Genomic DNA, 16462 nt, shown 5'->3' with positions numbered 1-16462 from the left:
GTTACTGTATATGAAACAAATATATTAATATAATAAAAAAAGCTGGAATTTAATTCCAGCTTTTTTTAGAGTAATTTACCATATCGTTTTATATATTTATCTTTAACAATAGTTGTTAATATCATATATAGAGCAACAGTCGCTAATAAAACTACAAAATATTGTAATGGGAAAGGATATAAATCTATCATTTCACCAAAAATTGTAAATGGTATCATTGTTGCAATTATTATTCCTGCTAATGATAATGAAGTAACAGAGAATGATGCATGACTTTGAATAAATGGTATTTTTGGAGTTCTTATCATATGAATAACTAATGATTGAGTCCACATAGATTCAACAAACCAAATAGCTTGTGCCATCATAGCATAGGTATCTCTTACAGATTCTTCAGATAATGGTATAGCGTTAAATAGTCTTCCTTCTGCACCAGGTACAAATATAGGACATATTAAAAAATAAGAAACAACATAAGTTAAAATATCAAATATTGAACTAGTAGGTCCTAACCATAACATGAAGCTTACTATTCCAGAGGCATCCCACTGTTTAGGTTCTTTTATAAATTCTTTATCAACATTATCCCAAGGTATTGCAGTACAAGATATATCATATATTAGATTAAGAAAGATTAATTGTATGCTTGTCATTGGATTATATGGTATAAAAGCACTTGCTATTAAAACAGCAAACACGTTACCAAAGTTTGAACTTGCTGTCATTTTGATATATTTAACCATATTAGCATAGGTTTTTCTACCTTCAATTATTCCTTTTTCAAGTACCATCAAATCTTTTTCAAGTAGAATTACATCAGCAGATTCTTTGGCAATATCTACAGCTGTATCTACAGAGATTCCTACATCAGATGCTTTCATAGCAGCAGCATCATTAATTCCATCTCCCATAAATCCAACGGAATGACCATTTTCCCTTAAAAGCTCTACTATTTGTGCTTTTTGAGAAGGTGAAACTTTTGCAAATACAGAAGTGGTTTCAACAGCTTTTTTCAATTCTTTTTCAGACATTTTTTCAATATCTGAACCAGTTAGTAAACTATTAACTTCTAGACCTACCATTTTACAAATTGATCTTGTTACATGTTCATTGTCACCAGTAAGAATTTTAACATTTACTCCATATTCAGCTAATACTTCAATAGCTTCTTTAGTAGATTCTTTAGGTGGATCTAAAAATGCTAAATATCCTATTAAAACCATGTTTTTTTCGTCATCTACTGAAAATTCACCAATAGGTGCAGGGTTAGTTTTTTGAGCAATTCCTAAAACTCTCATGCCGTCACCATTAAGGTCGATAACAGTTTTTAATACAGTTTCTTTGACTTCTTCTGTAAGTTCGATTACTTCTCCATGATATTCTACAAAATCACAAATAGAAAGCATTTCTTCAATAGCTCCCTTTGTTATCATTTGTCTTTTACCATTAGAATCTTCAACTACAACACTCATTCTTCTTCTATTAAAATCAAAAGGTACTTCATCTACTTTTCTATATTTTTTATCCAAGTCTTGTAGGGAAGTTTCTTTTTCTTTTTCATCTTCAGTAGATTCTATTATTGCAATGTCCATTAAGTTTTTTAATCCCGTTTGGAAATGACTGTTTAAAAAGGCATGTTTTAAAACTCTAGTATTTTCTTTTCCCTCAATATCTAAATGATATTCAAGAATTACTTTATCTTGAGTAATAGTACCTGTTTTATCAGTGCATAATATATCAATTGAACCAAAATTTTGAATAGAATTTAGATTCTTTACAATAGTTTTTTCTTTTGACATTGCAACAGCACCTTTAGCTAAGCAAGTTGTTACAATCATAGGCAACATTTCAGGAGTAAGTCCAACTCCTATTGAAATAGCAAATGTGAAAGCATGTATCCAGTCACCTTTAGTAAAACCATTAATTAAAAAAACTATTGGAACCATTATTAACATAAAACGAATTAATACCCAAGAAACTGAGTTAACACCTTTTTCAAATGTTGTAACAACAGGTTCTTTTTGAATGTCTTTAGCCATCATTCCAAATAGAGTATTATCACCAGTAGCCACTACCAGTCCAAAAGCAGAGCCACTTATTACATTACTTCCCATAAAAGCTAAACTAGTATAATTAGTTAAAGATTCTTCATTTTCAGCTTTTTTGGAAGTCTTTTCGACGGGCTCATTTTCTCCAGTTAGTGATGATTGACTAATAAACAAGTCTTTTGTATGAATTAGTCTTATGTCAGCAGGAATCATATCTCCTGCAGATAAATGTACAATATCTCCAACGACTAAGTCTTCTAGTAATATTTCTTCTTGATTACCATCTCGTTGAACTGTACATTTTGTTTTTATAAGGTTTAGTAAACTATCTGCTGCATTTCCAGAGCGAATTTCTTGAACAAATCTAAGCATCCCACTAATTATAATCATAGATGTAATTATAATTACAGATATTGCATTTTTATCCTCAGGATCAGGGGAAATAATATCTGTGTAAATTGAGATTATAGCTAAGAAAAACAAAATTCCACTAAAAGGATTTACAAAAGAATCAAATAATCTTTTTAAAGTAGAATCTTTTTTTCGCTCAGTAACTTTATTATCTCCATAAACTTCACGGTTTATTAAAACTTGTTCTTGATCAAGTCCTGTGCTAGTAGTTTTTAATCTAGAGATAATTAAGCTTTCTTCCTGCATTGCTGCGATGTGTAGATTTTTTTCAATTTCTTTTTTATTAGCAGCATTTGTTTTCTTACCTTTGTTTAAAATCATTTTAAACACCTCCATCCGTTTATATTTTCTACTCAATCATTATATAGGAAATATTAAAAGTTGACCAATTCTAAATTAAGTTTATTGATAAAAAAGTATTACTAATAAAACAAAAAATATAAATAATTGTTAAATAACTATTATTTATATTTCATATATTAATCTTTAATAACTTTATTGGATAATCTTAAAAATGCTCTAATGGCAGTTTCTAAGCTACTATTAGGTGTGTTTTCTTCTTTTGTATGGGATAGTCCATTTTCTGACATTGCAAACATCATAACAGAAGGCATAATTCTAGCTACTTCAACAGCATCGTGAAGTGGACCAGAATAGATTGAAAAATCATATCCAGTTTCTTCTTTGATTGACTCTTTACATAGATTTACTAACTTGTCATCAAATAAAACAGGTTCTATAGAATGGATTTTTCTAGTGGTAACATTTACACCATTTTCTTTAGCTATTCTAGAAGCTACTTCTTTAGCTTCTGTAAACATACTTTTTAAATCGTCATTATTTATAGTGCGTTGGTCTAATGATATTGTACATTGACCAGGAACTATTGTAGTGACACATGGAGAAATAAAAACTTCTCCAACAGTACAAAATGCATCATATTTTAAGGCTATTTTTCTAAATTCTAAAGCCGATTCAGCAGCTGCTAAAAAAGCATCCTTACGGTCAAAAATAGGGAAGGAGCCAGCGTGAGCAGATTGTCCTACAAAGTCAAAATAATGTCTTTCTACTCCAGCTACACCATAAACACAAGCTACATCTTTACCTTTGTTTTCTAGAACTGGACCTTGTTCAATATGAAGTTCTAAATATTTTTTTATGTTGTACTCTTTGAATTCATTTGATGAATTTAGAATTTCATTAGGATTAACACCATATTCTTTGATAATTTCCTCGTATTTTATTCCATTTAAATCTATTCTTGCAGCCATTTCTTTTGTTGTAATATTTCCACAAGCAGCAGCAGACCCAAAGCAGCTTCTACCAAATCTTGCACCTTCTTCATCTGCCCAATTAACAACATAAATGGTTTTTTTAGGCTTGTAATTAGAAAAGAGATTTAGAACTTCTAAGCCAGCGACAACACCTAGAGCACCGTCAAGCCAACCACCGTTAGGAACACTATCAATATGACTACCAATAGCTATTGCTTCAGACGAAACACCTTCTAACTTAGCCCACATATTCCCAGCTGAATCTATTGTAACTTTAGCACCGGATTTTTTAGCTTTAAATTCAAACCACTCTCTAGCCTTTTGCCAAGTATCAGTCCAAGCTAGTCTTTGAGCGCCGTTATCATCTGAAGTAAGCTCAGCTAACTCACGTAAATTATTTATAACATTTTTTGCACTTATATTTAATTTATTAATCATTTGTATCCTCACATAATAATATTTGAAATTCAAATATAAAAATAACATATTTTTAAGCATTTACAAAATAAAAAAAGAAAAGTTAATTAACTTTTCTTTATCATATCATTTCCACATTTTTTGCAGTGAACTTTAATTTTTCCCTTACCTTTAGGAACTCTGAGCAAAGTTTTACAATTAGAACACTTGAAAAATTTATATTCTTTTCTTTGAGAGAATCTAGTTTTGATATTTTTAAACTTATGAAATATTTTATATTTTAAATTTAAAAAATCTTGATTTTCAGCCCTTCTTTTTGTAAGGTTCTTAGAAAATACTATAAAATTAGAATATAGTAATATTGGAAGAGCCATATAAGAAAGAAATGTGCCAACATTGTTTTTAAAAACCATGCTACTAATTAAACTTGAAACTAATAATACCAATGCGGTTATTGATAAAAATCTTGAAAATTGATTAGCACCATTTCTACCTGCCATAAATTTGTATAATTTTTCTTTCATAAAAATCCCTTCTTAATTATATAATACTATAGTTATACTATAACAAACTAAAATTAAACTTAAATAAATTTGGTTTAATCAACAAATTTTTTATATATTTCAAAAATATTTTTTGCGAAAGCTGTAGCTGAATATTTTTCTTGTACATTTTTTTCGGCATTAATAGCAAGTTTATCATATAAAGTACTATCATTAATTAAATTGTTTAAATATTTGCTAAATTCTTTAAAAGTATTGTATCTATAACCATTAAAACCATTTACTACAGCTTGTTCTAAACATAAATCATCTCTACAAAGTACAGGTACACCATTAGCTAAAGCTTCCAAATAAGTTAAACCTTGGGTTTCACTAGTAGATGCACTTACAAACAAATCTGCCATTTGATAATATATATTTATTTGCTCATTTGGTATCATGCCAGCAAATATAATATTATTTTGAAGTTTTAACTCTTTTACCACTTTTTCTAAAAATTCTCTGTTAGGTCCATCTCCAATAATCACTAAAACAATATTTTTATTATCAAACATATTAACAAAGTCAATAAGTTCTTCAAGATTTTTTTCTTTTCCAACTCTACCAACAGAAACTAAAACTTTAGAATCATTAGGAATATTTAATTCTTCTCGTAGAAGTTCAAGCTCTTCCTTATCATATCGGAAATTAAACTTATCTAAGGATAATCCTGTTGGAACGGTATAAATATTATCATAAAGGTCATAACTATTAAGAACTTTTTCAGTTTTTTTGGTAGGTACAATCATAGCATTACTTTTTTTATAAATATTTCTAGTTAATTTTCGAACAATGAATTTTCCAGCAGTTCTGCTAGGGGAAAAGTAGTGCGTATATTCTTCATATAATGTATGATAAGTATGAACCATAGGTATATTTAACTTGTTCGCAATTTTTCTTGCAATGTGAAAAGTTGAAAATTCACTTTGAGTATGTATAATATCTGGTTTCCAATCAATTAAATCATCTACTAGCGTATGAGAAGATTTCAAAGAAACTCTAGCAGTAGGATATATTTTAGAAAAGTCGATAGAACCAATATAAGTTCCATCATCATCTCTATAAGAATGTTTAGTTTGAGATAAAGCAAGTACTCTAACTTCGTGTCCCATTGCAGATAGCTCTCTTTTTAAGTTTTTAACAGAAGTTACAACTCCGTTAACCATAGGTATGTAAGCGTCTGTAGATATTAAAATTTTCATTACAACCTCTTTATTAAAATTATAGTACAAATAATTATAACATATTAAACAAAAGAGATTATATTTAATTGACAAAATACTAAAATTACTATATACTTATTTGGTGTTAAAAATGACTTCTCCAGTCCTTTTTAATAATATTCAAAAAATCGCCAGTGGCCAAGGGTGCGATTAATTAAATGCTTGGTGGGAGAAAAATCGCTTTTTGACAGCGATGTCTAAATAGTCAAAATATTGTAAAAAAGGAAAGGAAAGGTAAAAAATGAAAAGCTATGTTGCTAAAGCAGACGATATCCAAAGAAAATGGTATGTAGTAGATGCTACAGACAAAGTACTTGGAAGACTTGCAAGTGAAGTTGCTGCTATATTAAGGGGAAAAAATAAGCCTATATTTTCAACTAATATAGACACAGGAGATTATGTAATAATAATCAATGCAGATAAGATAAGAGTTACAGGAAACAAGGCAGAACAAAAAGTATATAGACACCATACTGGATTTCCAGGTGGGTTAAAATCTATTTCTTATAATGAATTATTAGATAAAAAGCCTGAAAAGGTATTAGAACTAGCAATTAAAGGTATGCTTCCACATAATAAATTAGGAAGACAAATGTATAAAAAGTTAAAAGTTTATGCAGGTCCTGATCATAATCACGAAGCACAACAACCAGAAGTTCTAGACATATAAGGAATAGGAGGAATATATAATGGCTAATATACAATATTTAGGAACTGGAAGAAGAAAGACATCAGTTGCTAGAGTTAGACTTGTACCAGGTAATGGACAATTTATAATAAACAAAAAAACAATAGATGAATATTTTGATTTTGATACTTTGAAAGTAATAGCTAGAGAGCCTTTAACTTTAACAGAAAACATAGACAGCTATGATGTATATGTAAATGTTAAAGGTGGTGGATACACAGGTCAAGCCGGTGCTATTCGTCATGGAATTGCTAGAGCTTTGTTAGAAGTTGACGCAGAATTAAGACCAACTTTAAAGAGAGCAGGTTTCTTAACTAGAGACCCTAGAAAAGTTGAACGTAAAAAATACGGACAAAAGAAAGCTCGTAAGAGTCCACAATTTTCAAAAAGATAATATTTATATTTTTACAAATATTCAAAAAACACCAGTATTATACTGGTGTTTTTATTTTGCAATAGTATAAATTTGTGAAAAAATAAATAAATTAAAAAGTTATTTATAAAGTGTTAATATATAAGGGACAGTTTATTTAGTTAGAAGTTTAGTATATGGAGATATTTAGGTGAGTGAAATTGTAAATGTTAATAAAAACAGTATAATAAAAAAATTGAAAGATAATAATATTATAGAATTAAATCATGGAGAAAATATTTTTGAAATATATAATGATATAAAGAATTTAGATATTAGTACAATGAACAAGGCACAAACAAATATTTATTTTGAAATTTTAGAAGAGATAAGTGAATTCTTATTTGTTGAAGAATCCAACAACTGGAATAGACAAGGAATGGATTTAGGACTAGATAGAATGAAATTACTTCTTTCATATATTGACAGTCCTGAAAAAAGTTTAAAAGTAATTCATGTTGGTGGTACTAATGGAAAAGGCTCAGTAAGTAATTATATTAAGTCTATTTTATTGGAAGCAGGACATAAAGTTGGAGTTTATTCTAGTCCTAATATAGATGGATACAATGATGGAATAAAAATAAATGATAAATACATAAGTTTTATAAAATTGTATGATCTTTTATTATATGTTAAAAGCAATTGGGAAATAAAATCTCAAAATGATGACTATATAACTTTTTTTGAAGCTATGACAGCTGCAATGCTACTTTATTTTAAGGAAGAAAAAGTAGATTATGCAATAATAGAAGTAGGTCTTGGAGGAAGAAGCGATGCTACTAATATTTTTAGAGATAAGTTATTATCTATAATAACAAGTATTTCTATGGATCATATAGGGGTTTTGGGAAATACTATTGAAGAAATAGCTTATGAAAAAGCAGGAATAATACAAGAAAATGAAAATGTTATAGTTTATCCATCTGATTATAGGGCGACTGATGTAATTAAAGATGTATGTATAGAAAAAAATAGTAAATTTAATATATTAGATTTTAAGAATATTAAAATTGTAAAGCAAAATTCGAATGGTAATATATTTAACTTCAGAAAATATGAAATGTTAGAAATAAAAATGCTAGGAAAACATCAAATATATAATGCTTCATTAGCATTATTAGCTATTGAAAGTTTAGTAGATAGAAAATTAGCAGATGTTTCTGAAGAGAATATTAGAAATGGATTAAAGAAATCAAAATTACCAGGAAGATTAGAAATAATATCTAGTACTCCAAAAATTATTTTAGATGGAGCACATAATGACGATGCAATAGATTATTTAATTAATTTTTTTGAAAATAGTAATTTTAATAAATTACGAGTAGTAATGGGAGTATTAAAAGATAAATCACATAAAAATATATTTGAGAAAATTTCAAGCCTTCCAGCAAAATTTTATTTAACAGAAGTGCCATTTGAATCAAGGAAGATGACGGTTTATGATATGAAAGAAGAGTTAAGAGAATTCACTTTTAATTTAGAAGTTTATCCTAAACCAAGGGAAGCTTTAGATAAAGCGATTTTAGATTATGAGGAAGATGATATAATCTTAGTAACAGGTTCTTTGTATCTTATTTCTCAGCTTAGAAAATATATTGTTGAAAAATATTGAGATAATTAAAATAATTTGTTAAAAAGCATTTTAAGAGTATTAGAAATATATATTTAAGGAGAATAGTATGATTTTAATTAAAGAGTTTGAGTTTGATGCTGCACACAATTTGATACATTATAAAGGTAAATGTGAAAGATTACATGGACATACTTATAAATTGGTAGTTAAACTTGAAGGAACTAGAGATGGCGAAGATATGGTCTTTGACTTTGTAGAATTGAAACATTTAGTTAAAGATAATATTTTAAAAGAGTTTGATCATAGTTATATTAATAATTTTATTACACAGCCAACAGCTGAAAATATTGCAGTTTACATTTGGGATAAATTATATCCAATGGTTGAAAGAGATAACTGTAAATTATATGAAATAGAGGTATGGGAAACAAAAACTTCTGGACTAGTGTATAGGGGGTAGTCATGATTGATGTACAGCAACAAAAAGATACAAGAAGAGTATATTTAAATGAAGTAGGAATAAAAGATTTAACATTTCCTATTGAAATAAAAAACAAAGATGGTAAATGGCAGACAACTCATGCAAAAATTAGTTTATCTGTAGATTTAGATCCTGAACAAAGAGGAACGCACATGTCTAGATTTGTAGACATTATACAGGAAAATAATAGAATAGATTTAAATCACATAAAAAATATACTATCAATAATTCAAGAAAAATTAGGAGCTACAAAAAGTTTTATAGAATTACAATTTGAATATTTTATAAAAAAAGAAGCACCAGTTTCTAAAAAAATATCATATATAAATGTAGGAGTAAATTATAAAGCTTGGTTAGATAAGGAGTTAGAGTTTGAGATGACAGTAATAACTCCAGTAACTACTTTATGTCCTTGTTCTAAAGAAATATCTGAAGCTAGTGCCCACAACCAAAGAGGAAACGTTTCAATAACTGTAAAATCCAATGAATTTATATGGATTGAAGATTTAGTGAAAATTTCAGAAGATTCAGCATCTTCACCACTATATGCATTATTAAAAAGACCAGATGAAAAATATGTTACAGAATATGCTTACAATAATCCTAGATTTGTAGAAGACGTTTGCAGAGAAGTGAAATTGAAATTAGAAAAAGAAAATATATCTAAAAAATATGAAATTTTAGTTGAAAGTTTTGAAAGTATACATAATCATAATGCTTTTGCAAAAATTATTAGTGAGGATATGAATTAATGAGTTATATCATATTAAAAGATGGAACAAGAAGAGAATTTACTAAAATGGAAGCTATGGGAATAGTTAATGTAACAACTAATTCATTCTATGAGGGTTCTAGAACTTATAATATAGATGATGCAATTAATAGGTCTATTAAATTAATAAATGAGGGAGCAACTTTCATAGATGTTGGTGGAGAATCAACTAGACCAGGCTCTGAGCCAGTTGAAGCGGAAGAAGAAATAGCTAGAGTTTGTCCTGTTATAAAAAAAATAAAAGAACTCCATCCTGATATTTTAATTTCAGTAGATACTTATAGAGCTAAAACAGCAAAAGCAGCTATTGAAGCAGGAGTAGATATAGTTAACGATATTTCAGGATTAACTTTTGATAAAGAAATGGTTGATATAGTTGCAAAATCTAATGTACCATTAATTTTAATGCATATAAATGGAAAACCTAAAACTATGCAAGTAGAACCTAAATATGACAATGTAGTTCAAGATGTTTATGATTTTTTAAAGAAACAAATGAATTATGCATGTGAAAATGGAGTAGGTAAGGAAAAAATAATAATAGATTTAGGGATAGGATTTGGTAAGACTACAGAACATAATATAGAACTGCTTAAAAATATATCGTATTTTAATTCATTAGAAGTACCACATTTATTAGCTGTTTCTAGGAAAACTTTTATAGGTAAGACATTAGGTCTAGAAAATGCAAATGATAGATTATTTGGAACAATAGGGGTTTCCGTATATGCTAAGCTTAAAGGCTTAGAGATTATGAGAGTACATGATGTAAAAGAAAATCTAGATGCTGTTAGAATGGTAGAGGAGCTTATATGATATCTTTTATAGCGTTAGGATCTAATATTGGAGAAAGAAAAAAATATATTAAATCTGCACTTGATTTAATCTCTAAAAGAGTTGGAAAAATATTAAAGGAATCTTCAGTAATTGAAACAGAACCTTATGGATATACTGAGCAGGAAAATTTTTTGAATTTGGTAATAAAAGTAGAAACTGACTTATCTCCTAGAGAATTATTAAATGAGTTAATGGATATAGAAAGGGAATTAGATAGGGTTAGAAAAATAACTTGGGGACCTAGAACAATAGATTTGGATATTATTTATTATGAAGATAAGATAGTAGATGAAGTGGATCTTCATATACCACATATAGATATATATAATAGGAATTTTGTGCTAGGACCATTAGTTGAAATAGAAGAAGAATTTGTAGATCCTAGAAAAATGAAGTCTGTAAAATCTCTATTAAATGAACTAAAAAATAAAAAAGAAACTTCTATTTAGAAGTTTCTTTTTTTGAGGAAAGTTTCTTTTAATGTTTATAATTAAATTACTCAGGTAATTTAATATCGTCAGTTATAGGGCAAATGTAAGTTTTTCCGTTCATAGATTTTTCGAATTCAGATTTTGCTTTATCCACTAAACTAGGGTCTTCTAATATTTTTAGTCCAGCTTTAGCCATAGATTTAGCTGCAAAAATCATACCTTTCATTCCAATAGAGTTACCAGCACAAGCTGTGTTGTTCCAACTATGTCCAGCGGCACCAATATTAGCTGTCGCTGTCATAAACATTATACCAGGAACTAAGTGTTGAACATCACCAACATCTGTAGAACCAAAACTATCAGAATAAATATTTAAAGGTTTCTCACTATATAAATATTGTTCGCCAACTTCTCCACTTTCAAAAACACCAGATTTATTTGTTTTAGTTTCTTCTAATATTTTAGCAAATTCTATATCTTCTTTAGACCAATTTTGAACAGGTAATTCATTCATTGCATCAAATATAAGATCACCAAGAACATTATTACTTAGAGTATTATAACATCCTCCTAGGTATTCAACTTCAACTTCTGTTTCTGTCATCATGGCAGCCCCTTTTGCTACTTTTATCATTCTTTCATAAGTATCAACAACAGCTTCTCTACTTAAAGCTCTGACAAAATACCAAGCTGATGCCTTGTCCGGAACTATATTTGGTGCTTGACCTCCATTAGTAATTGAATAGTGCATTCTAACATCATCTGTTACATGCTCTCTTAAATAATTTATTCCAACATTTGTAAGCTCTACTGCATCAAGAGCAGATCTTCCATTATGAGGATCTCCACCAGCATGTGCTGTTATACCTTTAAAATGTAATTTAAAAGTATTCATAGCTGTCATGGTACCTCTCATTACAATATTAGATGTTCCTGGATGCCATGAGAATGAAACATCTAAATCTTTAAACGCTCCACCTCTAGCCATAAAACCTTTACCAGTAAGGGTTTCTTCAGCAGGACAGCCATAGAACACAATAGTACCTTTAAGACCATTTTCTTCCATTTCTTTTTTTAATCCTATGGCAGCTCCAACGTGACCTACACCTAGTAAATTGTGCTGACATGCTTGACCAGGAGCACCATCTTCAACAGCTTCTTTTTTTGTACTAACTTTTTGACTCATTCCAGGAAGAGCATCATATTCTCCTAGAAGCCCAATAACAGGTTTTCCACTACCAAAAGTAGCTCTTATTGATGTAGGAACTCCAAAGCTTCCAACCTCAACATCAAATCCCTCTTTTTTCAAAAATTCAGCGGTCCATTCACAAGCTTTTACTTCATGGAATCCAACTTCAGGGTGTTCCCAAATCTTTGTTGCTAATTCAATTAATTCATTTTCTTTACTATCAATATAATTCGTAGATATTTTATCCACAATAAACACCTCCTTAGGTTATTTAGTTATTTAAAAATCTAGTGTAACTTTTGTAATCAATGCTACACTTTTTATGAACTGTGACTCATATAAATCAAATTTTATATTTTGATAAAGATATATAATACGACCAATAGATTACTTAATAAATACAAATGTTTAAGGAATAATTTTTAAATGTACAGTAGAATTTTAGTCCCAATAGTAGGTTTTTATATTATATACATAATCATTATCAAATATACTAATTAGAGAATTTTCTACTAAATTTACAAATTGCTAATCGTTTAATAACAGATGAGTACCATAAGTAAAATTGTATTCTGAGACAGTTCAACACATATTTTTGATGTTTTCTGTAGATATCCTCTACAATTAATACCAAAAACTTAAACTCATTAATGAGTAGTGAACTAATGTAATATTTCATATAATATTGCAAATGTGATAAGTTATCGTTTTCCTCCTTTCTTAAAAAATCACATTTTAGCATTTAAAAAATGTTTTTATGTAGTTAATAAGAAATAATTACTTAAGATATAATATATTTTCTCATATGTTTTTTTTTCAATCAATTTATACTAATAGAATTTGTAACTTTTAATTTACAATAATATAAAATGTAACTTTTAACTTACAATTTTTAATTATGAAACTTATGTTTTAAAAATATTAGAGTATTTAAAATTAGAAAAAAATTATCTTTTATATAGTATAATGGATAATAACGAGAGAGGGATGTAAATGAATAAATCCAAGAATATTAAGGTGAAATTTGTAGAATCTTTTTTGAAACTATTAAAAGATAGTCCTGTGGATAAAATTACTGTTAAAGATATAGTTTCTAATAGTGATTTTTCAAGACAAACCTTTTATAGATACTTTAGTGATATAGACGATTTAATTTATTATATTCATATTAGTAATGTATCAATAGGGCATGAATATATGAAGAAATTTGGGTTTAGCTTAAATGCTTTAAAAATGTATCTTGATTTAATGTTATTGAATGAAAGTTTTTATAGACAAATTATTACATTAGATCAAAGTAATAGTTTTACCAGATGGTACATAAAGAAAACAAAGGAAAATATTGTAAAGTACTTCTTTAATTATAATTACGAAACTATTATAAATAATAAAGAATTATTATTTTCTTTGAATTTTTTTACATATGGTTTTGCATATACAATATTAGAATGGATAAAAAATGATAGCACTATTCCAACTAAATACTTGGCAAAGGCTTTGGTAAATAATATGCCACAAAATTTGAAAGAATTGATGGATATGAAATAGAAACTTGGTAAATGGAAAAATATTTTTAGTAGTAATGGTTTTATTATTTTTTCAATTTGTAAAAGTGTATTGCTAAACTTGAGAAAGTCGATAAGGAGAAAATAATTTTAACAAATCAGGAAGTTATTAAATTAACAACATCAAAAAGTTATATTTCTTAATAAGATAAATGCAAATATAAATATATAATATAAAAATGAACTTACTTCAATTTAAGTTCATTTTTATATTATAGGAATAATAAAATCTAATATATATACTATAAGACACATACATACAGAAGTTATTATCATATTTAAATTTTTCACAGATAGTATAATACCTATAATAAAAGCTGTTATAGAAGCAAATATACTATTAGTAGTATATAGAATATCAGGAAATATTATTACTGAAAGTGTAACAAAAGGTACATAATATAGAAAAGATTTTATAAAATTGTTCTTTATCTGTTTTCTTATTAAAGTTAATGGTATAGCTCTTATTAAATAGGTTACTGTAGCCATAATTAGTATGTAAATATATATATTATTCATCTTCATACTCCTTTAGAGGAAATAATTTTGCGGCAAATGTTGTAATTAAAAGAGAAAGTACTATTATTTTAATACCAGGACTAAAATTATTTACAACCGGAACTATGTTCAATAGAAAACTAGTGAACATTGAAATAGTTATTATTCCAGTAATAATTTTGTTGTTTTTAGTAGAAGGAATAATTGCAGAAATTAGCATTCCATATAAAGCTATGTTTAACGAGGAGGCTACTTTAGGATTTAAAGCATTGCTAGCTATAACTCCAGTTAAAGTGCCAAGAGTCCAACAAGGAATAGCAATAGACATTGCACCATAAATATAGTAAGGAGATATTTTACTAGGATTTGAAATTGTCAAACTATATATTTCGTCAGTAATTCCAAAAGCCATAAGTAACCTTTTAGGTAAAGCGGTATTATAAGCTATTTTTTGTGATAGATAACTAGACATTAAAAGATATCTTGAATTAATTATTAATTGAGAAATAGCCATTTCAATATAGGGACTATTTTTATTAATAATTTCAATACCAGCAAATTGTCCAGCTGAAGTTAAATTAGTTAGAGATATTAATGAAGACTTAAAAGCTGTTAAACCAAAATTTTTTGCGAGTAACCCAAAAGAAAATGATACAGCAAAATATCCTAATCCAATAGGAATAGCATCTTTTATACCTAAATAATAAATTTGTAAATTTTTATTCATGATTCACCTCATTATAGTATTAAAATTATAGCATGTAAAAAAGTATTGTATTATACAATTTAAGCTTGGCTAGATACAGATTAAAGTTATAAGTAAAGAAAAATTGTATATATAATTAAATTATAGTAATATAATTGTATAGGTGCTATATTTGGGGGGATAAACTTGAAAAAACTCATATTTATACTAATCTTTTCTCTATTTATTTTTGCAGGTTGCGAAAGTAAAGAGAATACAAAAGAAGATATAACTAAAGAGGTAAAAGATAAAGAAGTTACATTAAAAACTAATGAATTTGAATTAGAAGATAAAAATTATAGTATAGGATTACCAAAAGAATTTTCTGTAGATGTTTCAAACGAAGAGTTGTTTTCAGCAGAGATAGATCCAATAGGAATATATATATATTCTGTAAGTAAAGACGATTTTCCTACACAAGAAAATGTAGTTGAAGAAATAACAAATGAATTAATAGAAGATGAGGATTTTGAATTAGAGAAAGATGATATTACAAAAAATTCTAGAAAAATAGGAAGTTTTAACGCCACAGAGTTAAAAGCTTATGTGGATAATGTAGATATTTTGAGTACAGCAAAAATATATATAATAGATAAAGATGAAAAAGAATTCATTATAATATCACTTATTGGATATGATTCTTATTATGAAGAAACTGATACAGTTGATAAAATTTTAAATTCATTTAAAGTGATAAAATAAAAATAGAGACTTAGTCTCTATTTTTTTATTTCTAATTTATAATATACAAACTTTTCTCTAATTTCATTAAAAATAAACTCGTTTTTATCTTCATATAAAAATTTGAAATTATTTTTTAACATAACTTTTTGTGAGCCAATATTATTTGTAGTGGTTTTAGAATTGATTATTTCAATTGTATTAGTATCTATAGCATTAATTATAAAATTCAAGGCTTTTGAAGCTATTCCTCTTCCAATATAATCTTTTCCAATTCTATAGCCTAAATCTACAGATTTTTCAGAATAGTTAATATCTGTTAAATTTATTCTTCCTAAAATATTATCATTCATATCTTTTATTAAGTAGAAAAAAGATATGGCATTTTGTTGCTCAATTAATAAAGTATTTAATATTTCTAAAAAAGAGTCATAATTAAAATAATCATTACTTCTGCTAGGAACAAATTTTTCAAAATATTCTTTATTATATATTTCAAATTCAAATAATTTTTTTGCATCTTCTAATTTTAGTTTTTCAATTTTTATATCCATATAATCACCTGAATATAGTATAACATCAAATTTAATATAAATTATTAAAATATTTACTTGATAAATGTAATTTCTGTTTTATTATTTATAGATATTGGATTTCTAGCCTCAATCTACAAAT

General features: G+C 27.3%; 17 protein-coding genes. 9 read left to right on the top strand and 8 right to left on the bottom strand.

What is annotated here, in order from left to right:
- Nucleotides 1-65: 65 nt before the first annotated feature.
- The 4 genes from mgtA to CS899_RS04810 form a co-directional block, all read right to left on the bottom strand.
- On the bottom strand, nt 66-2780 hold the full coding sequence (gene mgtA / locus CS899_RS04825) for a magnesium-translocating P-type ATPase (protein WP_207204745.1): 2715 nt from the start codon (nt 2778-2780) through the stop codon (nt 66-68).
- Between the two features lie 158 nt (nt 2781-2938).
- Nucleotides 2939-4171 carry a hydantoinase/carbamoylase family amidase gene (locus CS899_RS04820; RefSeq protein ID WP_100065038.1) on the bottom strand — a complete coding sequence of 411 codons (1233 nt, stop codon included), beginning with the start codon at nt 4169-4171 and terminating at the stop codon, nt 2939-2941.
- Between the two features lie 86 nt (nt 4172-4257).
- Entirely contained in the window at nt 4258-4674 is a 417-nt protein-coding gene (locus CS899_RS04815) for a ribonuclease P Rpr2/Rpp21/SNM1 subunit family protein (protein WP_100065037.1), read from the bottom strand.
- Between the two features lie 74 nt (nt 4675-4748).
- A complete protein-coding gene (locus tag CS899_RS04810) occupies nt 4749-5894 on the bottom strand; it encodes a glycosyltransferase family 4 protein (protein ID WP_100065036.1) in 1146 nt (381 codons plus the stop codon).
- Between the two features lie 262 nt (nt 5895-6156).
- Between CS899_RS04810 and rplM the strand changes: the two genes are divergently transcribed.
- The 7 genes from rplM to folK all read left to right on the top strand — a co-directional run bounded on the left by rplM (nt 6157) and on the right by folK (nt 11127).
- A complete protein-coding gene (gene rplM / locus CS899_RS04805) occupies nt 6157-6585 on the top strand; it encodes a 50S ribosomal protein L13 (RefSeq protein WP_100065035.1) in 429 nt (142 codons plus the stop codon).
- Between the two features lie 19 nt (nt 6586-6604).
- Nucleotides 6605-6997: a 30S ribosomal protein S9 gene (rpsI, locus tag CS899_RS04800; protein ID WP_100065034.1), complete on the top strand. Its 393-nt coding sequence runs from the start codon at nt 6605-6607 to the stop codon at nt 6995-6997.
- 169 nt (nt 6998-7166) lie between these two features.
- A complete protein-coding gene (locus CS899_RS04795; RefSeq protein WP_100065033.1) occupies nt 7167-8627 on the top strand; it encodes a bifunctional folylpolyglutamate synthase/dihydrofolate synthase in 1461 nt (486 codons plus the stop codon).
- A 67-nt stretch (nt 8628-8694) separates the two neighbouring features.
- The gene (gene queD, locus CS899_RS04790; protein ID WP_100065032.1) at nt 8695-9048 is read left to right on the top strand and encodes a 6-carboxytetrahydropterin synthase QueD; all 354 of its coding nucleotides are present in this window, start codon (nt 8695-8697) and stop codon (nt 9046-9048) included.
- A gap of 2 nt (nt 9049-9050) precedes the next feature.
- On the top strand, nt 9051-9821 hold the full coding sequence (gene folE2, locus CS899_RS04785) for a GTP cyclohydrolase FolE2 (RefSeq protein ID WP_100065031.1): 771 nt from the start codon (nt 9051-9053) through the stop codon (nt 9819-9821).
- On the top strand, nt 9821-10657 hold the full coding sequence (gene folP, locus CS899_RS04780) for a dihydropteroate synthase (protein ID WP_100065030.1): 837 nt from the start codon (nt 9821-9823) through the stop codon (nt 10655-10657). Before folE2 ends, folP begins: the two co-directional genes overlap by 1 nt.
- A complete protein-coding gene (gene folK / locus CS899_RS04775) occupies nt 10654-11127 on the top strand; it encodes a 2-amino-4-hydroxy-6-hydroxymethyldihydropteridine diphosphokinase (protein ID WP_100065029.1) in 474 nt (157 codons plus the stop codon). Before folP ends, folK begins: the two co-directional genes overlap by 4 nt.
- 46 nt (nt 11128-11173) lie before the next feature.
- On the opposite strand, the gene CS899_RS04770 is transcribed toward folK, so the two are convergent.
- A complete protein-coding gene (locus tag CS899_RS04770; protein ID WP_207204744.1) occupies nt 11174-12547 on the bottom strand; it encodes an amidohydrolase in 1374 nt (457 codons plus the stop codon).
- 744 nt (nt 12548-13291) lie between these two features.
- Here CS899_RS04770 and CS899_RS04765 point away from each other — a divergent pair.
- Nucleotides 13292-13846, top strand: a complete 555-nt coding sequence (locus tag CS899_RS04765) for a TetR/AcrR family transcriptional regulator (protein WP_100065028.1) — start codon at nt 13292-13294, stop codon at nt 13844-13846.
- Nucleotides 13847-14070: 224 nt separating this feature from the next.
- Here the strand turns inward: CS899_RS04765 and CS899_RS04760 are convergent, their stop codons facing one another.
- Together CS899_RS04760 and CS899_RS04755 are read right to left on the bottom strand one after the other, a co-directional pair.
- The gene (locus CS899_RS04760) at nt 14071-14382 is read right to left on the bottom strand and encodes an AzlD domain-containing protein (protein WP_164995852.1); all 312 of its coding nucleotides are present in this window, start codon (nt 14380-14382) and stop codon (nt 14071-14073) included.
- Nucleotides 14375-15088 (bottom strand): AzlC family ABC transporter permease, encoded by a 714-nt coding sequence (locus CS899_RS04755; RefSeq protein ID WP_100065026.1) that lies wholly within the window; start codon nt 15086-15088, stop codon nt 14375-14377. Before CS899_RS04755 ends, CS899_RS04760 begins: the two co-directional genes overlap by 8 nt.
- 165 nt (nt 15089-15253) lie before the next feature.
- Here CS899_RS04755 and CS899_RS04750 point away from each other — a divergent pair, with 165 nt between their 5' ends.
- On the top strand, nt 15254-15808 hold the full coding sequence (locus CS899_RS04750; protein ID WP_100065025.1) for a PsbP-related protein: 555 nt from the start codon (nt 15254-15256) through the stop codon (nt 15806-15808).
- A 17-nt stretch (nt 15809-15825) separates the two neighbouring features.
- Here the strand turns inward: CS899_RS04750 and CS899_RS04745 are convergent, their stop codons facing one another.
- Entirely contained in the window at nt 15826-16341 is a 516-nt protein-coding gene (locus tag CS899_RS04745; RefSeq protein ID WP_100065024.1) for a GNAT family N-acetyltransferase, read from the bottom strand.
- Nucleotides 16342-16462: the final 121 nt, after the last annotated feature.

This window comes from Miniphocaeibacter massiliensis (assembly GCF_900232905.1).
Classification (GTDB): Bacteria; Bacillota; Clostridia; order Tissierellales; family Peptoniphilaceae; genus Miniphocaeibacter; species Miniphocaeibacter massiliensis.
The sequence above is the reverse complement of the archived record's forward strand: the minus strand, read 5'-3'. Positions and strand labels throughout refer to the sequence as shown.

Excerpts from the sequence above, each read along its gene's own strand:
- mgtA (WP_207204745.1), bottom strand. The coding sequence starts at position 2,780 with ATGATTTTAAACAAAGGTAAGAAAACAAATGCTGCTAATAAAAAAGAA.
- CS899_RS04820 (WP_100065038.1), bottom strand. The coding sequence starts at position 4,171 with ATGATTAATAAATTAAATATAAGTGCAAAAAATGTTATAAATAATTTA.
- CS899_RS04815 (WP_100065037.1), bottom strand. The coding sequence starts at position 4,674 with ATGAAAGAAAAATTATACAAATTTATGGCAGGTAGAAATGGTGCTAAT.
- CS899_RS04810 (WP_100065036.1), bottom strand. The coding sequence starts at position 5,894 with ATGAAAATTTTAATATCTACAGACGCTTACATACCTATGGTTAACGGA.
- rplM (WP_100065035.1), top strand. The coding sequence starts at position 6,157 with ATGAAAAGCTATGTTGCTAAAGCAGACGATATCCAAAGAAAATGGTAT.
- rpsI (WP_100065034.1), top strand. The coding sequence starts at position 6,605 with ATGGCTAATATACAATATTTAGGAACTGGAAGAAGAAAGACATCAGTT.
- queD (WP_100065032.1), top strand. The coding sequence starts at position 8,695 with ATGATTTTAATTAAAGAGTTTGAGTTTGATGCTGCACACAATTTGATA.
- folE2 (WP_100065031.1), top strand. The coding sequence starts at position 9,051 with ATGATTGATGTACAGCAACAAAAAGATACAAGAAGAGTATATTTAAAT.
- folP (WP_100065030.1), top strand. The coding sequence starts at position 9,821 with ATGAGTTATATCATATTAAAAGATGGAACAAGAAGAGAATTTACTAAA.
- folK (WP_100065029.1), top strand. The coding sequence starts at position 10,654 with ATGATATCTTTTATAGCGTTAGGATCTAATATTGGAGAAAGAAAAAAA.
- CS899_RS04765 (WP_100065028.1), top strand. The coding sequence starts at position 13,292 with ATGAATAAATCCAAGAATATTAAGGTGAAATTTGTAGAATCTTTTTTG.
- CS899_RS04760 (WP_164995852.1), bottom strand. The coding sequence starts at position 14,382 with ATGAATAATATATATATTTACATACTAATTATGGCTACAGTAACCTAT.
- CS899_RS04755 (WP_100065026.1), bottom strand. The coding sequence starts at position 15,088 with ATGAATAAAAATTTACAAATTTATTATTTAGGTATAAAAGATGCTATT.
- CS899_RS04745 (WP_100065024.1), bottom strand. The coding sequence starts at position 16,341 with ATGGATATAAAAATTGAAAAACTAAAATTAGAAGATGCAAAAAAATTA.